Origin of the sequence: Ensifer sp. Root1252 (assembly GCF_001425885.1) — a bacterium.
GTDB lineage: Bacteria > Pseudomonadota > Alphaproteobacteria > Rhizobiales > Rhizobiaceae > Ensifer > Ensifer canadensis.
In genome coordinates this window covers 521,251-542,752 of the sequence record NZ_LMDT01000012.1, presented here as the reverse complement: position 1 = coordinate 542,752, position 21,502 = coordinate 521,251, and the positions used below count along the sequence as shown (strand labels likewise).

The window sequence follows — 21,502 nt, the reverse complement described above, 5'->3', positions numbered from 1 at the left end:
CTCTATCTCTCTGTTTTATGCATTCTCCGACGGAAAACCGCTCCGCACTTTTCCTGGAAATGCTTTTAACGCGTGATGACGATGCGCGTGTTTTTCAGCCCGTGTTCACGGGCAAGCGCGAAGAACTCCGCGGCATTGTTGGGATGCAACCGCACGCATCCGTGTGAGGCAGGGCGGCCCAGGCGCTTGACATCATAGGTCGCGTGAACAGCATAGCCACCGTTGAAGAACACGGCGTAAGGCATTGGCGCATCATCATATTTTTTCGAGCGATGATTGCGCGAAAGCCACTTGGCCTTCCAGCTCCCCTTCGGCGTGACATAGCCCTTGCGCGCGGTGGAAACCTTCCAGCGATACATCACGACGCCGTTCTGCTTTACCACCATCGTCTGGGAGGAGAGGCTGATCTTGGCAACGAGATTGGCGGCGTTCAGCGGCTGAACGGAAAACTGCATCAGAACGGCAATCACCACAATCAGGGATGTGTGTCGCATGCTTCACTCCCCGCGTGTGAAACCTCGACTGCATGCCTCCGATCAGCGGAGAAAATCCCGCAGCAGGCTTCAGGCGCGTTGCAGCATCCTTTGCGCGTCATATTTGACCCGCAAGGCCGCAATCAGTGGAACCAAACGTCCGCAGAGAATAACCGGCCCGTAATGTTGCAAGTTTAATACATATGGAAAGAAAAGTCTTAATGCCAAGATCAACTTGCCGTGGATACGCGGTAGAAACCGATCAAATCATGGCGATCAGAAGAACAGCCAAGGTCATTGCCGAACAAGCACCATAGAATACAGCGATACCGGCGTCGATGTCTTCGCTTTCGGCAACGGCGCGGCCAGGCCCATTGATCATCGGTTCGCTGACCATGACCCCGCCATAGACGCGCGGACCCGCTAGCTGCAGGTCCAGCGCGCCGGCCATCGCCGCTTCCGGCCAACCTGAGTTGGGGGAGCGGTGCAGGCCGTGATCGCGAAACGCCACTCCGATCGCATCGGCCGCCGCGGGGCGCCCACGATGCAGCCAGGCGCCGGCAGCGATCAACAGGACGGATAGTCTCGCTGCCGGCAGGTTGGCGACATCGTCGAGCCGGGCGGAGGCCCAGCCGAAATTGAGGTATTTCGGCGATTTGTGGCCGATCATCGAATCGGCGGTGTTCAGCATCTTGTAGGCGAGCAGCCCGGGAAGACCGGCAACCGCATACCAGAAGGCAGGCGCCACCACCCCATCGGAAAAGTTCTCGGCAAGGCTTTCGATCGCGGCGCGGCAGACGGCGGGCGCATCGAGCGTCTTCGGGTCGCGCCCGACGATCATCGACACGGCGTTTCGGCCGCCTTCCAGCCCCCCCAACCGCAAGCCTTCGGCAACGCGCCGGACATGATCGCCAAGGCTCTTCTGCGCCAGGAACACCGCAACGACGACAGCCTCGAGCAGGTAGCCGATGGGGGCCATCACCGAGAACAAGCGGTGCAGGATGCTGCCGGCAAGCACGCTGGCAAGCAGCAGCACGCCGATCGTCAGGATACCGCGTATTTTCAGGGCGCCGGCACCGAGGCTCTCATGCCTGTTCAGCGCCCCATCAAAAACCGCGATCGCCTTGCCGAAAAACACCACGGGATGCGGCAGGCGTGACCAGAGCCAGTCCGGATCACCGACGACACGATCAAGCAGCAGGGCAGCCACAAGGATGAGAAGAATCTCGCTCGACACTCAGCACTCCCCTGGGCGCAACGCGTCCCCAGGGCGCAACGCGTCCCCACGGCGCAGGGCGTCCGCCAGTCGCCGGTCACCTTCCGCATCGGGCGCAAGCCCGATCCTGAGCCAGCGAGAATCGTAGTCGAATTTGCGCGTCAGGATCTGCGCCTCGCAGAGATGACGGTGCAAGGCATGGGCATCGGCATGTTCCACCAGCACGAACAGCCCGGTTCCACCGATGCGCTTGAGACCGGCCTCATCAAGAACCGCATCGAGCCCGGCGCGACGCTCAAGAATGCCCGCGGCGATCGCTTGCGTATCGCCGGACATCAATGCCTTGGAGATAACCAGCGCCGGCCCGGACACTGCCCAGGGGCCGAGCCACTCACGAAATGCATCGAGCACGGTATCGGCTGCCACGACGAAGCCCAGGCGCAGGCCAGCCAGACCGAAGAATTTCCCGAAGGAGCGGAAGACGATGAGATTGTCGTGGGCGCCGACTTGGCCGGCGACACTGAAGTCCGGCTCCAGATCGCCGAAGGCCTCGTCGACGACCAGCACGCCGCCATTCGCCGCCATCGTCGCCGCCATCGCCAGGATTCCTGCCGGCTGGAAGGCGCGGCCGGTCGGGTTGTTGGGGTTGACCACAACTGCAAGGCCGTGGTCGACGCCAAGATCCTCGGCACGCTCCACCCGATCGACGGCAAAGCCTGCCGCGGCCAGCACGCGTGCGTATTCGCCATAGGTCGGGCCGAAGACCGCGACGCGGCGACCGGTAGGAACCAGCCGCGGCAACAGCTGGATCACCGACTGGGTGCCGGGAACCGGCAAGGGCTGGATACCATCGGTTCGGTAGTAGCTGGCGGCGGCAGCGCGCGCGCCATCGATCGTCAGTTTGTCGGGCAGCCGGTGCCAGGCCTGCTGCGGCACCGGCGGCAATTCGACCGGGCGCGGATTGATGCCGGTCGACAGGTCAAGCCAGTCCTCGAAGCGGCCGCCGAAACGGGCAGCGGCTTCGGTGACGCCGCCGCCATGCACGATCGGCGCGCTCATGGCCTGCCCGCAATATCGATGAGATGCATGAACGAGCCGGCGACATTATCGCGCTTCAAACCCGCCTGCCCCAGATCTACGCTGGCGGCATCGCTGACGGAAAACAGCCGATCGGCTGCCCCTTCCGAGACGATGGTCGCATAGTGGAATTCGTGCGCCGTCATGGGTCCATCGAAGAATGTGTTGTCGAGGGGCACGACGCGGCGGTAGCCGAGGTGCCGCCTGCGCTCGGCAAAACTTGTGGTGAGCGGCAGCAGGCCGAGCATTTCGTAGCGCGCACCGTCGGCCGCGACAAGCCCCTCGCCCAGCACCATGTAGCCGCCGCACTCGCCGAAGATCCGCGCGCCACGCCTGGCCGCCGTCCCGATACCGGATCGGAAGGCTGCCGCCGCCTGCAGGCGTCCAGCATGAAGCTCGGGATAGCCGCCCGGCAGATAGACCGCATCGGCCGCCACGTCCGGGCCTTCGTCGGCAAGTGGCGAAAAGAAGGAGATTTCCGCCCCGGCGCGGCGCCAGCCGAAGAGCAGGTGTTCGTAGCAGAAGGCGAAGGCCACATCCCGTGCCACGGCGATATGCTGGCCGAGCGGTTTGAACCGGGTGACCTCGGCCATCACCCGCTCTTCCGGTGAAAGTGCTGACGCAGCGCGGATCGCGTCGAGATCGCAGGTCGCCTCGACCCGGTCCGCCGCATAGTCGATGAAAGTTTCAAGCGTGCCGTGTTCTCCTGCCTGCACCAGGCCGAGGTGCCGCTCGGGCAGCTTCAGGGCACCATCCTGCCGCAGCACGCCGAAGACAGGCATGGCCACGCGCGTCAGCGCATCGCGCAGCATCATCTCATGCCGATCGCTGCCGACCTTGTTGAGAATGACGCCGGCAACGCGGATATCTTTGCGGTGATCGGCATAACCGCGCACCAGTGCCGCCACCGAATGCGACATGCGGGCACAATCGACCACCAGGATGACGGCGAGATCGAGTGCCGCGGCAAGATCGGCCGGCGCACCGCTGCCGTCGGCGGCACCGTCATGCAGGCCCATCATCGCCTCGACGACGAGCGTGCGCCCATCGGCGGCGTAGGCCGCATTTGTCGCGAGAAGCGCGGGGCGCATGGCCCAAGGGTCATAGTTGAGGCAGGGCTCGCCGCTCGCCGCGGTATGAAATGCCGGGTCGATATAATCAGGACCTGCCTTTCCCGGCGCGATCGCCATGCCGCGCCGTCGCATGGCGCGCATCAGCCCGAGTGTCACCGTGGTCTTGCCGGAGCCCGAACAGGGCGCGGCGATCAGCAATCCGCTCATGCGGGATCCCTGAGCCCGCGGCTTGCAAGAGGATCGGCCACAAGCTGCCGCCCATCAAGCGCCCCGATCCAGTCGAGCGACGCCCGCAGGCGCACGACCTCGCCGACGACGACGATCGCCGGCGGCTCCAGACCGGAAGCGATAACATCGGCTTCGGCGCGCGCCAGCGTCGTTTCGAGCACCGTCTGCTCCGGCGTTGCCGCATTGCAGACGAAGGCCACCGGCTCTTCCGGCGAGCGCCCGGCACCAATGAGATTGGCGGCGATGGCGCCGATATGTTTCATCGCCATGTACATCACGATCACGGGCGAGCCCGAGGCAATGCCTTGCCAATTGATGCGGTCCGGCACTAGGCCGGAGGAGTCGTGACCGGTCAGGAACGTGACGGCGTGGTTGACCTCGCGGTGGGTGACGGGAATGCCGGCATAGGCAAGCCCACCAATCCCGGCAGTAATGCCCGGCACGATGCGAAACGGGATGCGGTTTTCGACCAGCGTCAGCGCCTCCTCGCCACCCCGCCCGAAGACGAAGGGATCGCCGCCCTTGAGACGCAGGACGCGCTGGCCGGCGCGCGCCAGCTCGACGAGCCGGAGAGAAATATCGCGCTGTTTCGGCGAAGGCTTGCCACCGCGCTTGCCGGCAAACTCCAGCACGGCGCCCGGCCGGGCGAGCTTCAGGCAGTCCTCGTTGACCAGCGCGTCGTGAACGATGACATCCGCCTGCCGCAGCGCATTGGCGGCATGAAGCGTCAGCAGGCCGGGGTCGCCCGGGCCAGCGCCGACGAGCCAGACGGTACCGGGCTCAAGCGCAGGCAGGCCGGAAAAAATCGTGTCGTTCATGCCGTTTCTCCCGCCACGCGCTTAAAGCCTACCGCTGAACTGCCTTGGCACCGAGCGGATTCAGATTCACAGGAATTCCGCATAGTTATTTGAAATATCTTGCATATCTTTACCAAAACGCGATCCGAGAAATAGCTCATGATGCGGCCGCCAGGGTTGCCGGCATGATTGCCAGACGGTGATCGGCAGGCCCGGCAATCGCTGCCGTTGCATGTGAAGACGTGAGCTTGGCAACCAGCAACACGCTTGCCGAGCCGGCGCCGACAAGAGCGGCGCCCTCGGCAACACCGTGGCAGCCGGTATGGGCAAAGACAATCGCCGAGGGATTTTGCAGCCGGGGCGCTTCGGCTTCAAGCGTCGCCGCATCGAAGAAGCGTGCGGCCACGGCAAAGTGCTCGGCGGCAGCGTGGATCGCCGGCTCGCCGCGCCTCGCGTCGAGCGAGGCGACGAAGCCGATATCGGCTTTGTCAGCGCCGGCCTGCGCCAACGCCTTTTCGGCAAGCGCAATCACTTCATCAATCGGCGTGCCGCGCTCGCAGCCAAGACCGAGGACGAGTGGTCCCGGCGGTCGCCGCGCTATGCTGGATGATTTCATGGTCGACCTCGGCCCCCTTCGCGGCAATCCACACGAAGCGCCGCCCGGCTCAAATCCCGGGTCGGTCTGGACAGCACCGATTCCAGCCCCCTGCCTGGGTCGGCCGCATCGGACGCTCTTTCAGTCCGCCAGAAGCGGACGCCGTCGCACATCCGTCATTTTTACCGGAGGCAACCGCACGGGTCAAACCGGATTGCGCCATCGCCATGTCGCGTTTGACGAAACCCACCACTCGCCTTCGGCGCGCGCATACCGCCAGAACCGGCAATCGACGGAAGACAGCAAACGCCCATCCGAGTACCCATAGTCTCAGAATAAGGCACTGATTTCTTGAGAGAATTCTCATCTTGCGACGAGCATCGCAGATGCACCACGACAGAAGGCTTTGCATTTCGCCGCGGCCTCTGACACAAGGCGAGAAAGGCCTGCATACTCCTCCCTCCTCGAGTCTCTCCCGTGCAAGATCTCGCTTTCCACCTGCTCGTGTTCCTGTTCGTTGCCGCCTTCATTGCCGGCTTCATCGATTCGATCGCCGGCGGTGGCGGCATGATTACCATTCCCGCCATGCTGATTGCCGGCATCCCGCCGCTCCAGACGCTGGGCACCAACAAGCTGCAGGGGCTGTTCGGCTCGGGCTCGGCAACCCTTTCCTATGCCCGGCGCGGTCACGTGAACCTGAAAGAGCAATTGCCGATGGCGCTGATGTCGGCGGCGGGCTCCGTGTTGGGCGCGCTGCTCGCGACCGTCGTTCCCGGCGACGTTCTGAAGGCGATCCTACCCTTCCTGCTGATTGCCATCGCGCTCTATTTCGGCCTCAAGCCGAACATGGGCGACGTCGACCAGCACCGCCGCATCACGCCGTTCGTGTTCACGCTGACGCTCGTGCCGCTGATCGGCTTCTACGACGGCGTCTTCGGTCCCGGCACCGGCTCGTTCTTCATGCTCGGCTTCGTCACGCTTGCCGGATTCGGCGTCTTGAAGGCGACGGCACATACGAAATTCCTGAACTTCGGCTCGAATGTCGGCGCCTTCGCCGTCTTCCTGTTCTTCGGCGCCATCCTGTGGAAGATCGGCCTGATGATGGGCGTCGCCCAGTTCCTCGGCGCCCAGGTCGGCTCGCGCTATGCCATGGCCAAAGGCGCCAAGATCATCAAGCCGCTGCTCGTCGTCGTCTCGATCGCGCTGGCCGCCCGGTTGCTGGCCGACCCGACACATCCGCTGCGCATCTGGCTGGGGCTCTGAGGCGGGACCCACCTACGCGCTGTTTGCCTGTGCTGCCGAGCGCAGGCGGCCAACGTCATCCTCACGCGACCGGTCAAAGGCTCGGATCTGAAGAGCTGGGCGTTGGCGGTCGCCTGACGTGCGGGTCCCAGAAAGGCGCGTGTCGCACTGGCCCGCAAGCTGGCGGTGGTGTTGCACCACATGCTCATGGACAGAACCAACTTCATTCCCCACAAGGTGACGCCAGCCATGGCCGCTTGAGCCGGAAGGAGACAACAACACAGGTTTCGGGTGGGCACTGCCATCAGCCCCCCCGAGCGAGGTCCCTTCGCCGGGACGATGGATGGGTTAGGCCGCAGACTTGGGCGCAGCACTCAGGTGACTGCGCGCCCCTAGATTGGCCAGCCGGTCCTCAGCAGACCCCATAGAGCAGCGGCCCAGCGTCGACTGCGAACAGAAGCAAGCACTCGGCGAGGGATTAAGCTCACAAGGGATTGACTCAAGGCCCGTTACAGAAGGCCAAGTCTCCCGCACTCCTTGGCGGGAGGTTCGAACTTAGGAGATTACAATGAAAATTATTATCGCCGCAGTGGCATCACTCGCGTTTGCGACTTCCGCTATTGCTGCTGTGCCGTCGACGCCAACCGAGAAGAAGCCCACTGTCAAAACTGCAGGCCAAGTTGAACTGGCATGGGGCAAAAACCGCTCGGGCCAAACCACGACATCGTCCGACAAGTACTCGAACGGCAGGACCTTTCGCTGATCCAGCCTAATGCAAAAAGGGCGGCTGCGGCCGCCCTGAATTTTGGCAATATGCGGCTATGGCGGGAAGCGGTGACGTCCTCCCCAAGGCCCCCGCGGGTGTCACCTCTCACCGTCGGCTCGCCGGTGAAATTCCCGTAACCAAGACGAAAGTCGAGCAAGGCCGCACCTTGAGCCTCTAGTCGCTAGAGATTTCAGAGTGCCACTCATGCTTCGCCAGTCAGGGGCCGCATGGGGCCGCCTGCCCGCGAAGCGTCGTGCTGTCCTTCGCTCGCCTTGAGGTTCCAATGTTTACCACCCTGCCCGCCATCCTGATGCTTGTCGTCGGCCTGTTCACCCTGGCGCTGGCGATCCTGCGCCGCGTGCAGTCTGGCCGCTCGCCCGTTGTGCTGACCTATGGCAACGACGCGGAAGGTTTTGCCGGCAAGCTCTTTCGGATGATCGTGGCGGCGCTGGTGGTTCATCTCCTGGCGATCGCCGCCTTTCCCGATGCGGTCGGCGCCACGCTCGGCCGGATCCCGATGCTCGACAAGCCGCTCCTTCACGCCGTTGGCCTCGTGCTCATGACGCTCGGCGGCGGGTTGACGATGCTGTCGCAATGGGCGATGCGCCACTCGTAGAAGATCGGCATACCGGAGGAGCAGGACGCGCCGCTGGTCACCTCCGGCCTCTACGCGTTTTCCCGCAACCCGATTTATGTCGGCATGGTCACGGCGCTGACCGGCACCGTGCTGGCCGTGCCGAACGTCGCCTCGGTGGCGCTCACTCTCTCAGCCTGGATATCGATCTCCTATCAGATCCGCATGGAGGAAACGTACCTCTCCCGCGCTTTTGGCGAGGCGGATGGCGCCTATTGCAAGCGCGTCCGGCGGTGGATCTGAAATCACGCGGATTGCGCGCCAATGGAACCTGCGGCGGCTGGACCCGCACCCGACCTCAAAACACCGCCAGCAGCAGCGCGCCGGCGGCAATGAAAACGACACCGAGCCAGTTCATCAGGTTGAGCTTTTCGCCGAGGAACAGCACGCCGAAGATGGCGACCATGACGATCGACTGCTTGTCGATCGGCGCCACCCGCGCCGCATCGCCGAGCTTCAGGGCGCGGAAATAGGCAAGCCAGGAGGCGCCGGTGGCAAGGCCGGAAAGTGCCAGAAACAGCCATGTCCGCCCCGGGATTTCCGAAGGCTTCTGCCATTGCCCCGTTGCCGCGACGATGCCGGCCAACACGAGGAGGATGACGACGGTGCGGATCAGCGTGGCGAAGTCGGAGTTGATCTGGGCAACCCCGACCTTGGCAAACACTGCCGTGAGCGCCGCAAAGGCAGCCGAAAGCAGAGCCCAGAACTGCCAGCTCTGGCTCATCAGAACTCGACGCCCTTCTGCGCCTTGATGCCGGAGCGGAACGGATGCTTGATCAATTCCATCTCGGTCACCAGATCGGCGGCTTCGATCAGGTCTTCCTTGGCGTTGCGGCCGGTCAGGACCACATGGGTCATGTGCGGCTTTTCTTCCTTCAGGAAGCGCACGACTTCGGCCACGTCGATATAGTCGTAGCGCAGCGCGATGTTGATTTCGTCGAGCAGCACCATCGAGTTGCGCTCGTCGCGGATCAGTTCCTTGGCCTTCTCCCAGGCCTTTTCCGCCATCGCCACGTCGCGGGCGCGGTCCTGCGTTTCCCAGGTAAAACCCTCGCCGAGCGTATAGAACTGGCAGACATCGCCGAAATGCTTCTCGATCAGGTCGCGCTCTCCGGTTTCCCAGGCGCCCTTGATGAACTGCACGACTGCGCAGGGCATGCCATGGGCGATATGGCGGAAGATCATGCCGAAGCCGGCGGTCGACTTGCCCTTGCCCTTGCCGGTGTTGACAATGATCAGACCCTTCTCGTCGGTCTTCGTCGCCATGATCTTTTCGCGTGCGGTCTTCTTCTTCGCCATCTTCATCGCATGGCGGGCATCGTCCTTTTCGGCGACACCTTCACCCGTGCTCACCACTTCTTCGCTCATGACGTTCTCCTCAATCATATGAATCTATCGTGGGATGCGGACGTAGTACCGCCCGCGATCTCACTCTTTGCAATTGCGCAACTCCGGACGGAAAACCGTTTCAAGCTTTCCCCGGAGCTGCTCTATTCGTTTCCGGCGCGAAGCCGCACCGCAGCCGTTGTGCGGCCGCTCAGTTCAAAGCGTGCCGAGTTGGAGCGCGGGATCCAGAGATTACGGTCGATCGCCTCCAGCAACCGCTCCGAGAGCTCGGCGAGTGCCGCCGGGTTCTTGTCGCGCAGGAAGCCTGACACCCGCTCGTCGACGATGAAAGCCTGGTAGGCAGCCTCGAAATGATGGTCGCGCACGGCACCCGTGGTTGCGGCAAAGGCAAACATGTAGTCGACCGTCGCGGCGATCTCGAAGGCGCCCTTGTAGCCGTGGCGCATGACGCCATCGATCCACTTGGGGTTGACGACGCGCGCGCGCACCACACGGCCGATCTCTTCCTCCAGCGAGCGGATGACCGGCTTTTCCGGCCGGGAGTGGTCATTGTGGTAAATCGCCGGCCGGGCGCCGCTCAGGTGCTCGGCGGCAAGGCTCATGCCGCCTTCGAACTGGTAGTAGTCGTCGCTGTCGAGCAGGTCGTGTTCGCGGTTGTCCTGGTTCTGGACCACCGCTTCGATCGTGCGCAGCCGCTCCTCGAAGAGCTCCCGTCCCGCCTTGCCCTCCTCGCCGGCGCCATAGGCATAGGCGCCCCAGGTGAGATAGGCATCGGCGAGATCGGCTTTGCTGTCCCAGCCCTTCTCGTCGATCAGCGCCTGCAGGCCGGCGCCGTAGGCTCCGGGCTTGGCACCGAAGACGCGGTAGGAGGCGCGGCGCGCGGCTTCCGCCGGCTCGACGCCCGACGCCTCCAGCCGCTGCGTCTCGGCGCGCATGCGCGCGGCGATCATATTGTCGGCATCGTCTTCCTCAAGCGCCCCGACGGCACGGATCGCCTTGTCGAACAGCGCGATCTGGTCCGGGAAGGCATCGCGGAAGAAGCCTGATATCCGCAGCGTCACGTCGACGCGCGGGCGGCCAAGCATCGCCAGAGGCACGATTTCATAGCCCATCACCCGGCGCGAGACCATGTCCCAGGTGGGCTTGGTGCCGATCAGCGCCAGGGCCTGGGCGATGTCGTCACCGCCGGTGCGCATGTTCGCCGTGCCCCAGGCCGTCAGGCCGAATGAGGACGGCCATTCGCCGTGATCCTGCAGATAGCGGCGGATCAGCAGTTCGGCGGATTTCTTGCCAAGTTCAAAGGCCGCCGGCGTCGGCACCGAGCGGCTGTCGACGGAGTAGAAATTGCGGCCGGTCGGCAGCACGTCGGGACGGCCGCGGGTCGGCGCGCCGGAAGGCCCCGGCGCCACGAAGCGGCCATCAAGGCCGGTGAGAAAGCCGGCCATCTCGGCAGCGCCGGAGTTGATGATCGATGGCTTCAGTCGCGCCTCGATCTCGCCAAGCACGGTGCGGGTGGCAGGCCAGTCCTCGGGCGCGAGCGTCTCGCCAGAAACGAACGCCGCCGCCAGCAGCTCGATGCGCTCGACAGTATCGCCGGCCGTCCGCCACGGTGCATCGGAAATGGAGGAAAGCATGTCCGGCCGTGCGCCTTCCCAGGGATCGGACATCACGCAATCGAGCGGATCGAAGCCGAGCCCGGCATCCGCGGCCATCGCCCGCTGCAGGCTCTGGTCGGCGCCTTCGCCAAGGCTGCGCGGCACCCGCGCCAGCGCCACGGTCAGGTCGGTCAGCAACCGCCCCTCCGGTGCAACGCCAAAAATGTGCAGGCCATCGCGGATCTGCATTTCCTTGAGGTCGCAGAGATAGGCGTCGAGCTTCTCCAGCGCCTTGTCGTCGCTGTCGCCCTTGTCGATACGGGCATCGTGGTCGAGGCCGATGTCACGCACGAGGTCGAGGATCTGCCGGCTGAGCAGCCTGAGCCGGCGCGGATCGCCGCCGGCCGCGTCGTAATATTCGTCGACCAGCGCTTCGAGATCCTTCAGCGGCCCATAGGATTCCGCCCTCGTCAGCGGCGGCGTCAAATGGTCGATGATGACGGCGCTGGTGCGGCGCTTGGCTTGCGTGCCCTCGCCGGGATCGTTGACGATGAAGGGGTAGACATGCGGTAGCGGCCCAAAGATCGCCTCGGGATAACAGGTCTCCGACAGCGCTAAGGCCTTGCCGGGCAGCCATTCCAGATTGCCGTGCTTGCCCATATGCACAATGGCCTGCGCGCCGAACTGGTTGCGCAGGAAAGCGTAGAAGGCGAGATATCCGTGCGGCGGCACCAGATCCGGCGAATGGTAGCTTTCCTTCGGATCGATGTTGTAGCCGCGCGCCGGCTGGATGCCGACGACAATCTCGCCGAAGCGGGCAAGCGGCAGCGCGAAGGCGCCATCGAGGAAGAACGGGTCGGTTTCCGGCGCACCCCAGCGGTCGCTGACCTCATCCTGAATCTGTTTCGGAAGCGAATCGAAGAACGTATTGTAATCGCTGAACGAAAGAACTTCGCGGATCTCGCGATCGCGGCTCGCCGCGTTGGTCGGCCCAGCCATCAGGTAGCCGATCAGTGCATCGCCATCCTCAGGCACGCCGGCGACGGGATAACCTTCGCTCGCCATGGCGCGCAGCACTTCAACCGTGCCCGCCGGCGTATCGAGCCCGACGCCATTGCCGAGTCGGCCATCGCGATTGGGGTAATTGGCCATGATGATGGCGATCCGCCGTTCGGCCGGACGGGCGCGGCGCAGTTTTGCCCAATTGACCGCAAGCCTGGCGGCAAAGCGGACCCGGTCGGAAAGCGGTTCGTGCCCGACGATGTTGGCTTCGACCTTGGGATCGTAGATCGAGGCCGCCTTGAAGGAGACGGCGCGCGCCAGAATGCGGCCATCGACCTCCGGCAAGGCAACGTTCATGGCGAGATCGCGCGCCATCAGCCCCTGCGGCGAGGCCTGCCATTGCGCGCGCGACGATCCGGAGAAGATCACCTGCAGCACCGGCGCGCCGGTTGATTCCAACACGGTCGGCTGCCTGTCGGCACCGGGCGAGGAAACGGCAAAGCCGGTGGCGTTCATCACCACGTCGGGTGCCGCCTCGGAAAAAATCGATTGCAGCGTGCCGACCGAAACGGCATCCTTGAGGCTGGAGACAAACAGCGGCAACACGCGCATGCCTTCGGCGGCAAGCGCCTCGATCAGCGCTTCGACCGGCCGGGTCTCGCCGCTCTGGACCAGGGCGCGATAAAAGCAGATCCCGACTGTCGGGGGTTCGAATCCCTCCCCCGCGACCATCCGCTCTTGGACACGTGCCTTCCATTCGCTGACGCCGATGACGCCCGCGCCCGGCCACCAGATGCCGGCCTTGAGCAGCGGTTTTGCCGGCTGCGGCTTTTCCGCGTCTGAGATCAACGCCTCGGCGTAGTCGAGGAACAGGCCGGCATTGTCAGCGCCGCCCTCGGTGAAATAGGCCCAGAGGCGCTGGCGGTCGTCGGCCTCAACGGTCGAAAACGGCTCGAGGCCGGGATCGGGCTTGTCGTCGCCGGGCAGCACCGCGATCTGGAAGCGGTGGGTGACGGCGGCGGCATGCAATGCTTCCAGCACATAACGGAAATAGCTGGCGCCACCGAGCGGCCTGACCACGATGAGTTTTGCATGCCTTGCCGTGCGCTCGACATAGGTGTCGACCGACATCGGGTGCATCAGGTTCATCAGGCTGGCGATGCGCAGGCTCAGCTCCCCGTCGCGCCGGCCATGGGCCGCCGCGATCGACGAAAGCTCGGTGTCGGCGGCCGACAGGAAAAGCACGTCGGCCGGCGTTTGCCCCAGGTCGATCGCCTCGTTGCCGTCGGCGATCGTTCCTTTCTGGGCGAGAAGCAGATGCATGTTTCTGTCCGTTCGAGCAATTCCAGGAAAAGCGTGAAATGGCTTTCCTGGAATTGCGTTGCTTCAAGGAGTTAGGCGAGTGCGGTGATGGCGGCGCGCACCGCAGCTTCGTCCATGTCGTGCAGGCCGATGACGACGAGGCGCGTACCGCGCTTCTCGCCAGCCGCCCAGGCACGGTCGTAATACTGGTCGATGCGGGCGCCAACGGCCTGGATCAGCAGGCGCATCGGCTTGCCGGGCACGTCGGCAAAGCCCTTGAGGCGCAGCACGTCATGCTCTGATATCACGCCCTTGAGGCGATCGATGAAACCTGCCGGATCGGCAATCGCGCCGAGCTCGACGACGAAGCTGTCGAACTCGTCATGAGAGTGCTCCTCGCCGGCCTCATGTTCCATCTCGTGGTGAGACTTGCGGTTGGCGATATCGCTTTCCGTGCCGACGCCGAGGCCGAGCAGGATGGCAGCGGCAACTTCGCCGTTCTTCGCCTCGATCATTGTTGGCTTGCGGTTAGTGCGCGAAGCGACCTCGTCGCGCACGGCCTTGAGGCCGGAGGCGTCGATCAGATCGGTCTTGTTGAGCACGATCAGGTCGGCGGCGGTCAACTGGTCCTCGAACAGTTCCTCGATCGGGCTTTCGTGGTCGAGATTGTCGTCCTCGACACGCAACGCATCGACCTTGTCATGGTCGTCGGCAAAACGGCCGGCGGCAACGGCGGCACTGTCGACCACGGTGACGACGCCATCGACGGTGACTTCGCTGCGGATATCAGGCCAGTTGAAGGCGGCGATCAGCGGCTGCGGCAAAGCGAGGCCCGAGGTTTCAATGATGATATGGTCAGGACGATTTTCGCGCTCGAGCAGCTTGGTCATGGTCGGGATGAAATCATCGGCAACCGTGCAGCAGATGCAGCCATTGGTAAGCTCAATGATATCGTCTTCCGAGCAGGCTTCTGCGCCGCAGCCCTTCAGCACGTCGCCGTCGACGCCGAGATCGCCGAACTCGTTGATGATGAGCGCAATGCGCTTGCCATCGGCGTTCTGCAGCAGATTGCGGATCATCGTCGTCTTGCCGGCACCGAGGAAGCCGGTGATGACGGTCGCCGGGATCTTGCCCTGGTTGGCTCTGGCAGTGGTCATGGATCAACCCTTCATTTTCAGCGGCAATCCGGCCGCGACAAAGTAAACTTCCGCGGATTTCTCCGCAACGATCTGGTGAAGCCGGCCGGCATGGTCGCGGAAATCGCGGACCATGCGGTTCTCGGGCACGATGCCGAGGCCGACTTCGTTGGAAACAAGGATGAGGCGCGCCCGCGCCTCCGGCAGGAAAGCGGCAAGGGCCGCGAACTCTGCCGCCATGTCGCGCCCTTCCATCATCAGGTTGGTGACCCACAGCGTCAGGCAGTCGACGAGCACCACGCGGTTCTCGTCATCGATGCGCGTCAGCAGCGAAACGAGGTCGAGCGGCTCTTCATGCGTCGTCCAGCCTTCGCCGCGCCTTGCCCGGTGATGGTCGATGCGCTCGCGCATCTCGTCGTCCCAGGCACGGCCGGTCGCGACATAGTGCATGCCGAGCCCGGAGGCTTCGACGAGCCTTTCGGAAAAGCTGGATTTGCCGGAACGGGCACCGCCGAGGACCAGAACCGGCCCGGCATGGGAAATGCTCATGTGCGTTGCAGCCTCACGCGCTTGGTCGCGAATTCGAGCGGCAACAGGATTTCACCGCGCCGACGGCGCGTTCGGGAAACGATCGATGAGCCAAGACAACCTCCGTGATGGCGTGGGAAGCGGGCTTCCCTTCGGGCGGAATGCCCCTGTCGGACGGCAGGTCTCCTGGCTCACGGCGTCACGAGCCCACCACATCGCGCCCCGCGTGATCACGCGAAGACCGATGCTTGGGCCCGAACGGCCCGCCTCACCTTCCCGGCGTTTTCTGGTTTCGTGAAAGGCGGACGATTCGTAGAAGAAGAGGCGTCCAACCCGGCTGATCACGAAGCCACGCCAGTGGCTTTTCCGGCTGAATTCCAAACCGCCTTCGATTGCCCCATGCAATCGAAAGGAAGCCGGCTATCAGCCCGATGGCGAACCCTGACCGTTCTACAGTCGCGGGGTCGGCTGCGATAAGGATGCCCGATTTGGGTCCATCCGTCACATTCCCAATTATTCCCCCGCATCGCCACGATCCGGGGAAACCATCCAACGTCAGATGATTAGGAAGCGGGCGCCGCAAAGTCAATCGACGCGTGCGACACGCCACCCGTCGAGATGCGGCGCGCGACAATTTGCCGGCAGCAGGCCGCAAAGGCCACTCCTGCATGTTTTTATCCTTAGATGGTATTCGACCTAAGGATAAAAACATGCAGCAATTCAAAGTGTTACAGCGACCTTTGCGCGTCCAGTAAGACGCGCGGCGCTGTAGTCGACGTCGGAGCGGACGCTCCACGGCAACTGAACTTTATTTTAGCAACGTCAGATATTGCGATAGAGTAGCCGAAAGTCGTTTCGATTATCCGGAAGGCAGATGGAACGCAGGCTCACCGCCGTGATGATTGCCGACGTTTCCGGCTATGGACTGCTCACCCAAGCCGACGAAGAGGGTACGTGTGCCCGCTTTCAGGCCGATCTGCACGGCCTGTTCGAACAAAGGATTGCCGCACATCGCGGGCGGTTGATCAAGACCATGGGCGACGGGTTATTGGTCGAGTTCCAGAGTGTCGTCGAGGCGGTCCGTTGTGCGGTGGAGGTTCAGCGCGCGAAATCCGAAAGCCGCGGCTCCGATCAGGGTCGACTGGAATTCCGCATCGGCATCAATCTTGGCGACGTCATCGTTGAAGGCGACGACATTCACGGCGATGGAGTGATCATTGCCGAGCGCCTGCAGAGCCTCGCCGAACCGGGTGGGATCATCATCTCCGGCACCGCCTACGACCAGGTCGAGAAGCACCTCGATGTCGGCTTCGTCTTTCTCGGCGAACAACGCCTGAAGCATATCGAAAAGCCGGTGCGGACTTACCGGCTGGGGCTGAACGAAGCCCGCCCCGGCAGCGTAAAGGTCGCTGGGCGCCACGCGAAGCGCTGGGCGGCACTCGTTACGTCTGCTGTCGTGCTCGGCGCTGCTGCCGGCGTGGCCTGGTGGCGGCCCTGGGAGTCGCCTGTGGAAACGGTCCAGATACAACCACCGAACCTGACCGCGCCGGACAAGCCGTCGATCGCGGTGCTTCCGTTTGCCAACGTGAGCGACGATCCCAGGCAGGAGTATTTCGCCGATGGCATGACCGATGGCCTTGTCACCGAGCTGGCTCAGGTATCCGGCTTGTTCGTTATCGCGCGTAACTCGACCTTCACCTACAAGGGCAGGGCGGTGACACCCAGGCAGGTGTCCAAGGAACTCGGTGTCCGATACGTCCTCGAAGGCAGTGTGCAGCGTGCCGGAGAACAGCTACGGATCAATGCTCAGCTCATAGATTCTCTCAGCGGCGGCCACGTTTGGGCCGGCAAGTTCGACGGTTCACTTTCCGATGTCTTTGCGCTGCAGGACGAAGTGATGCGCGGCATTGCCGACGCGCTTGCGCTTCGGTTGAATCCTGACGAGCAGATGGCCTTCGGACGCAAGGAAACGACGGTCCCGGCGGCCTTCGATGCGTTCCTGCGCGGCTGGGAGCATCACCGGCGCACGACCCCCGAAGATTTTGCAAAGGCAGTGCCTTTTTTCGAGCAGGCGATTGCGCTCGATCCTGCCTATGGACGAGCCTATGCCGCCGCCGCCATGGTCTACGCGCGCGTCTACCTGTGGCGTTGGCATTATCGGCTTGATATCTCGCGGATCGAAGCTAGAGCCAAGGCGCTACAATTTCTAAGGACCGCGCAGAAACACAAAACAGCGCTCGCCTATCAGGCGGCCGCTCTCCTGTCCGAAGCGGCCTGGCAGCATGCCGATGCGCTCGCCGAACTCAAGGAAGCGATCGCGCTCGAACCCGGCGATTCCTGGAGCTACGCGCTGACGGCCTTCGTGCTGACCTCCGCCGGCCGCCCAGCGGAGGCCCTGCCCTATATCCGTACGGCCATGCGCCTCGATCCGCACTCTCCGTCCTTCTTCATTTACGTTCTTGGACTGACGCAGTTCAGCCTGGAGGATTTCGAGGCGTCGGTGGCTGCGGTGAAGCGCAGCATCGAACTCAATCCTCAGGATGACGGTTCTTTCCTTCTTCTCGCCTCCGCTTACGCGCACCTCGGCCGGAACACGGAAGCGCAGGCAGCGATCACTCGTTTCAACGCGCTTCGCCTCGCACGCGGTGGCACTGCCGCCACCATCTCGACCAGCCCGCCCATGGATCTGGCAAAGCTGGCGGATAGCGAGCTCTTCTACCGGGGACTGCGCCTGGCCGGCGTGCCTGAGACCTTGATGAACGCCGACTTCGTAGGCAGGAACAGACTGGAAGCCGACGAAGCCCGCTCACTATTCCTGGGGCATCGGCTGCATGGACGCATGCTGGACTCGGGCGAGGAACATGAGGCTGTCATTTCAACCGGGGGCGTGGCCACTCTGACAGGAGGCTGGGCTTCCATCGGCGCTGGTCGCATGACCGATGTCGAGGTCAAGTTTGACAGGGACGAGGTTTGCTTCCTGTGGCTCAAGACAACGAACCTCTGCGGAATGGTGCTGCGAAATCCCGGAGGACTTAGCGGCAAGGAAAACGAATTCATATGGTACCACGGCGACAGGGCGTTGACGTTCTCGCAGGTCCGCTAGCCCCTTGCGCTCGCCCATGCTACCGCTACCGTACCCGCTGCAGCGCGCTGAACTGAAAAGCCTGCACTGAATTCCATGGCGTCTTATGCTGGTGCCTGATCGCTTCGACCAGCCGGAAGGACGGCCCGATTACTTCGGCAAGCGCCGCCGGGTCGTAGCGCATCACCGGCAAACCGCTGCAGCGGTTCGGCCCATCCGGCGCAAAGGTGGCGATGATGGCGTGTCCGGAAGGCTTCACGGCAGCACAAAGACGTTCGACATAGGCCGCGCGCTCTGCCGCACCGGTCAGGAAGTGAAACGCGGCGCGGTCGTGCCAGATATCGTATTGCCGCGAAGGCGACCAGTCGGTCACGTCGGCGGCGATCCACTCTACCGCTTCGCCGCGCGCGCCGAGCCGGGCTCGTGCGGCGCCAAGCGCGGTTGGAGACAGGTCAAGCACCGCGACCGACCATCCGCCCTCCTCCAGCAGCCGATCGACCAATCTAGACGCACCGCCGCCGATATCGATCAGCGATGCCGGCAAGCCCCGCCCGTACTCGTGAATGAGCCGCAGCGACACCTCGGGCGTGCCTTCGAACCAGCTGACGCCCGCCTCGTCCTTGGAGGCATAGGCAGCATCCCAATGCGCACGCCGCTCGTCGTCACTCATTGCAAACCGCCTGTTGCGCCGGTCATCCCGTGGTCAGAAGTCTGCATGTGTCGGCGCCTGCGGCACGCAGTCCGCGACGCATCTTAACGCCCCGCGCGCGTGCTGCAAATGCTGCGGGCGGGCCTCAATTGCCGAGCAGTTGATGGAGCCACGTCGGGTCAAGCACCGCCTCGAGCTCCGCGGCGACGTCATCGAGCGCCGCATCGACCGACTGGCGGTAGTTGCCGATGCCGCCTTCGATGCCGAAGCTTTTGAGCAGGGCAGCACGGTAGGCATCGCTGGAAAACAACCCATGCAGGTAGGTTCCCATCACCCGTCCGTCGGCCGAAAGGGCGCCATCGGCGCGATCGTCGATGCGGATCGAAGGGCGGTCGCAGTCAGGACCCGTGGTGCGGCCGAGATGGATTTCATAGCCTTCGAGCGGCACGTCGTGTTCCAGCGACCAGGCACGGCTGTTGCGCAGGGTCTTTTCCGGCGCCATTTCCGTTTCGACGTCGAGCAGCCCAAGTCCCTTGATTTCCCGCTCGTTGCCCTCGATGCCGAGAGGGTCGGTGACGCGCGCGCCCAGCATCTGGTAGCCGCCGCAGATGCCGATCACCCGGCCACCGCGCCGCACATGGCGCTTGAGGTCCTCATCCCAACCCTGCGCCCTGAAATCCTTGAGATCGCCGATGGTCGATTTCGACCCAGGGATGACGACGAGAGCGGCATCGGCGGGGATCGGGCTGCCCGGTTTGACGAAGACGAGATCGACCTCCGGCTCGGCGGCGAGCGGATCGAGGTCGTCGAAATTGGCAATTCTCGACAACACCGGAACGGCAACCTTGAGCGCCCGCCCCTCGCCGCGGGCCAGCTTTTCGAGCACGACCGAATCCTCTGCCGGCAGCCGCCCGGCCGCCTTCAGCCACGGCACTACGCCGAAACAGGGCCAGCCGGTGTAGCGGCCGACCGCGGCGATGCCGTCGTCGAACAGCGTGACGTCCCCACGGAACTTGTTGATCAAATAGCCCGTCACCATGCGCCGGTCCTCGTCGGGCAGGATCGCATGGGTGCCGACCAACGAGGCGATGACGCCGCCGCGATCGATGTCGCCAACGAGCACAACGGGGACATCGGCGCGGGTCGCAAAACCCATATTGGCGATGTCGCCTGCTCTCAAGTTGATTTCGGCAGGTGACCCCGCCCCCTCGACGACCACGAGATCGGCACCGGCCGAAATCTGCTCGAAGCTTTCCATCACCGCCCCGAGCAGCTTCGGCTTCAGTGCCTGATATTCCCGCCCCTTCGCCTGGCCTGCGACCTTGCCCTGCACGACGATCTGGCTGCCGACATCCGACTGCGGCTTCAAGAGCACCGGGTTCATGTGCACCGAAGACGGCACGCGGGCGGCTAGCGCCTGCAGCCATTGCGCCCGGCCGATTTCGCCGCCGTCATGCGACACGGCGGCGTTGTTCGACATGTTCTGCGGCTTGAACGGCCTGACCTTCAACCCGTGATTGGAGGCGAGCCGGCAGAGGCCTGCCACCAATACCGATTTTCCGACATCCGAGCCGGTTCCCTGAAGCATGATCTTGCGTGTCATGCGGCCACCGGTAACACCGAATTGACCGGCCGCAAAGAGCTGTATTGACACGTTTTCGCCGCATTTGCGGCGCGTCGATGACGGACTGTTTCGGCCGCTCATCAAGCTTGTCGAGTTTCCCTCCGAAACTAGCATAAATGCGACATCCCGTGACGAGTTTGGCATTCAATTCCATAAGGCGCGAGCCTATATCAGCGCCATCGAAACACACACCGGACGACAAACGTCCGGCCTCTCAAGGTCCATGCCCATGCTGTACATATTCAGCAAACCAAATTTCGTTCAGATCGCCTGGAATTCCAAGGCACCGGTCAGCCAGTCGCGCGTTCGCAACGTCGTTCTCGACGCTCCCTTCGGCCCGCTCGGCTTCATCCGCACGTCCAACGTCGGCTGACCCATCAGGCCCATAGGATCGGGCCCCTATCGGCCACGGCTTCGCATTCCGGCAGCTGACGCCTTCTCCTCCAGCCGTCTCCCTTCGTGGAGGCGGTTTTTTTTGGCCATACGGCGCATGTGAGGCGCTGGGTTTGCGCATGTCGTCGCCGCAGAACCGCCACGCACTTTTGTGCGACACGCCCTTAAACGCGAAAACCGCATCGACCTCTTATCGAGGGATGCGGCTTCCAAAAAACGCTGGTCACTCCGGAAAAACACACCGGAGGTTCGCTCAAACCCGGGACGCTATACCTTGATCCGGGTCGACGGCCGTTTCCCGCCGCGCAACAACAATTAGCCGGACATCGTTACCGGATGGTTATCGAGGATTTAACGAAAGATGAATCGCGGCATTTTTTGAATTTTTTTCGCGACATTTACAAAATGTGCGCGTGGCGCATTCACGACAGGAAAGGTCCTGATTGCAACAGATCGAAAACAAGCATTGCGGCGACCGCTATATTTTACGGCACTAATTGTCGCGAATGCTTAAATTTGGCCCGATGGAAGCCAAAAAAATCCCCTTCCATCATGTCGCAGACAGACGCTGCCCGCAGCCCGGCGCGGCCGTTTTCCGATTCAAGAGGTTGATTTCCCAACGAGAATACTTAGGCTTGCGGAGCGGTATAGAGGAGATCCGGCCGGCGACAGGGTTCCGCGGCCAGGACCAGATCGAACTCCCACACCGCCGCAGCAGGGGCTACCCTTGGCTTGTCTTTTGC

19 protein-coding genes and 1 riboswitch are annotated in these 21,502 nt (G+C 63.2%); of the genes, 6 read left to right on the top strand and 13 right to left on the bottom strand.

The genetic code is table 11. From position 1 onward, the window contains the following. Nucleotides 1-65 precede the first annotated feature (65 nt). The 6 genes from ASD02_RS15195 to ASD02_RS15170 form a co-directional block, all read right to left on the bottom strand. Nucleotides 66-494: a L,D-transpeptidase gene (locus tag ASD02_RS15195; RefSeq protein WP_025427363.1), complete on the bottom strand. Its 429-nt coding sequence runs from the start codon at nucleotides 492-494 to the stop codon at nucleotides 66-68. 241 nt (nucleotides 495-735) lie between these two features. Continuing rightward, nucleotides 736-1,710, bottom strand: coding sequence for an adenosylcobinamide-phosphate synthase CbiB (cbiB, locus tag ASD02_RS15190; protein WP_025427364.1), 975 nt, complete (start codon nucleotides 1,708-1,710; stop codon nucleotides 736-738). Further along, on the bottom strand, nucleotides 1,711-2,748 hold the full coding sequence (gene cobD, locus ASD02_RS15185; protein WP_025427365.1) for a threonine-phosphate decarboxylase CobD: 1,038 nt from the start codon (nucleotides 2,746-2,748) through the stop codon (nucleotides 1,711-1,713). Beyond that, a complete protein-coding gene (locus ASD02_RS15180; RefSeq protein WP_025427366.1) occupies nucleotides 2,745-4,046 on the bottom strand; it encodes a cobyrinate a,c-diamide synthase in 1,302 nt (433 codons plus the stop codon). The genes cobD and ASD02_RS15180 overlap by 4 nt, the downstream gene beginning before the upstream one ends. Next, entirely contained in the window at nucleotides 4,043-4,885 is an 843-nt protein-coding gene (cobA, locus tag ASD02_RS15175) for a uroporphyrinogen-III C-methyltransferase (protein WP_025427367.1), read from the bottom strand. Before cobA ends, ASD02_RS15180 begins: the two co-directional genes overlap by 4 nt. A 136-nt stretch (nucleotides 4,886-5,021) precedes the next feature. After that, entirely contained in the window at nucleotides 5,022-5,480 is a 459-nt protein-coding gene (locus tag ASD02_RS15170; RefSeq protein WP_025427368.1) for a cobalamin biosynthesis protein, read from the bottom strand. A 456-nt stretch (nucleotides 5,481-5,936) separates the two neighbouring features. On the opposite strand from ASD02_RS15170, the gene ASD02_RS15165 reads away from it, so the two are divergent. The 4 genes from ASD02_RS15165 (at nucleotide 5,937) to ASD02_RS39775 (ending at nucleotide 8,344) form a co-directional block, all read left to right on the top strand. Then, nucleotides 5,937-6,722: a TSUP family transporter gene (locus tag ASD02_RS15165; RefSeq protein ID WP_025427369.1), complete on the top strand. Its 786-nt coding sequence runs from the start codon at nucleotides 5,937-5,939 to the stop codon at nucleotides 6,720-6,722. A 547-nt stretch (nucleotides 6,723-7,269) separates the two neighbouring features. Next, entirely contained in the window at nucleotides 7,270-7,464 is a 195-nt protein-coding gene (locus ASD02_RS15160) for a hypothetical protein (protein WP_025427370.1), read from the top strand. A gap of 286 nt (nucleotides 7,465-7,750) precedes the next feature. Beyond that, the gene (locus ASD02_RS39780; RefSeq protein WP_244494223.1) at nucleotides 7,751-8,083 is read left to right on the top strand and encodes a hypothetical protein; all 333 of its coding nucleotides are present in this window, start codon (nucleotides 7,751-7,753) and stop codon (nucleotides 8,081-8,083) included. 3 nt (nucleotides 8,084-8,086) lie between these two features. Next, the gene (locus ASD02_RS39775) at nucleotides 8,087-8,344 is read left to right on the top strand and encodes an isoprenylcysteine carboxylmethyltransferase family protein (RefSeq protein ID WP_347376828.1); all 258 of its coding nucleotides are present in this window, start codon (nucleotides 8,087-8,089) and stop codon (nucleotides 8,342-8,344) included. Between the two features lie 55 nt (nucleotides 8,345-8,399). Here the strand turns inward: ASD02_RS39775 and ASD02_RS15150 are convergent, their stop codons facing one another. The 5 genes from ASD02_RS15150 to cobU form a co-directional block, all read right to left on the bottom strand. After that, nucleotides 8,400-8,825 carry an EamA family transporter gene (locus tag ASD02_RS15150; protein WP_057220807.1) on the bottom strand — a complete coding sequence of 142 codons (426 nt, stop codon included), beginning with the start codon at nucleotides 8,823-8,825 and terminating at the stop codon, nucleotides 8,400-8,402. Beyond that, on the bottom strand, nucleotides 8,825-9,469 hold the full coding sequence (gene cobO, locus ASD02_RS15145) for a cob(I)yrinic acid a,c-diamide adenosyltransferase (RefSeq protein ID WP_025427373.1): 645 nt from the start codon (nucleotides 9,467-9,469) through the stop codon (nucleotides 8,825-8,827). The genes ASD02_RS15150 and cobO overlap by 1 nt, the downstream gene beginning before the upstream one ends. Nucleotides 9,470-9,591: 122 nt before the next feature. Next, nucleotides 9,592-13,368, bottom strand: a complete 3,777-nt coding sequence (gene cobN, locus ASD02_RS15140; protein WP_057220806.1) for a cobaltochelatase subunit CobN — start codon at nucleotides 13,366-13,368, stop codon at nucleotides 9,592-9,594. Nucleotides 13,369-13,439: 71 nt separating this feature from the next. Next, on the bottom strand, nucleotides 13,440-14,504 hold the full coding sequence (cobW, locus tag ASD02_RS15135) for a cobalamin biosynthesis protein CobW (RefSeq protein WP_025427375.1): 1,065 nt from the start codon (nucleotides 14,502-14,504) through the stop codon (nucleotides 13,440-13,442). 3 nt (nucleotides 14,505-14,507) lie between these two features. Further along, nucleotides 14,508-15,032, bottom strand: coding sequence for a bifunctional adenosylcobinamide kinase/adenosylcobinamide-phosphate guanylyltransferase (gene cobU / locus ASD02_RS15130; RefSeq protein ID WP_025427376.1), 525 nt, complete (start codon nucleotides 15,030-15,032; stop codon nucleotides 14,508-14,510). 137 nt (nucleotides 15,033-15,169) lie between these two features. Next, a riboswitch (cobalamin riboswitch) is annotated at nucleotides 15,170-15,576 on the bottom strand. A 309-nt stretch (nucleotides 15,577-15,885) separates the two neighbouring features. Between cobU and ASD02_RS15125 the strand changes: the two genes are divergently transcribed. Then, nucleotides 15,886-18,114 (top strand): adenylate/guanylate cyclase domain-containing protein, encoded by a 2,229-nt coding sequence (locus ASD02_RS15125; protein ID WP_057220805.1) that lies wholly within the window; start codon nucleotides 15,886-15,888, stop codon nucleotides 18,112-18,114. Nucleotides 18,115-18,139: 25 nt separating this feature from the next. Here the strand turns inward: ASD02_RS15125 and ASD02_RS15120 are convergent, their stop codons facing one another. After that, on the bottom strand, nucleotides 18,140-18,763 hold the full coding sequence (locus ASD02_RS15120) for a class I SAM-dependent methyltransferase (RefSeq protein ID WP_025427378.1): 624 nt from the start codon (nucleotides 18,761-18,763) through the stop codon (nucleotides 18,140-18,142). Nucleotides 18,764-18,887: 124 nt separating this feature from the next. Next, complete coding sequence (locus ASD02_RS15115; RefSeq protein WP_025427379.1) at nucleotides 18,888-20,345, bottom strand: cobyric acid synthase; 1,458 nt, start codon at nucleotides 20,343-20,345, stop codon at nucleotides 18,888-18,890. 250 nt (nucleotides 20,346-20,595) lie between these two features. Between ASD02_RS15115 and ASD02_RS39205 the strand changes: the two genes are divergently transcribed. Further along, entirely contained in the window at nucleotides 20,596-20,739 is a 144-nt protein-coding gene (locus tag ASD02_RS39205) for a hypothetical protein (RefSeq protein WP_107027614.1), read from the top strand. Nucleotides 20,740-21,502 lie beyond the last annotated feature (763 nt).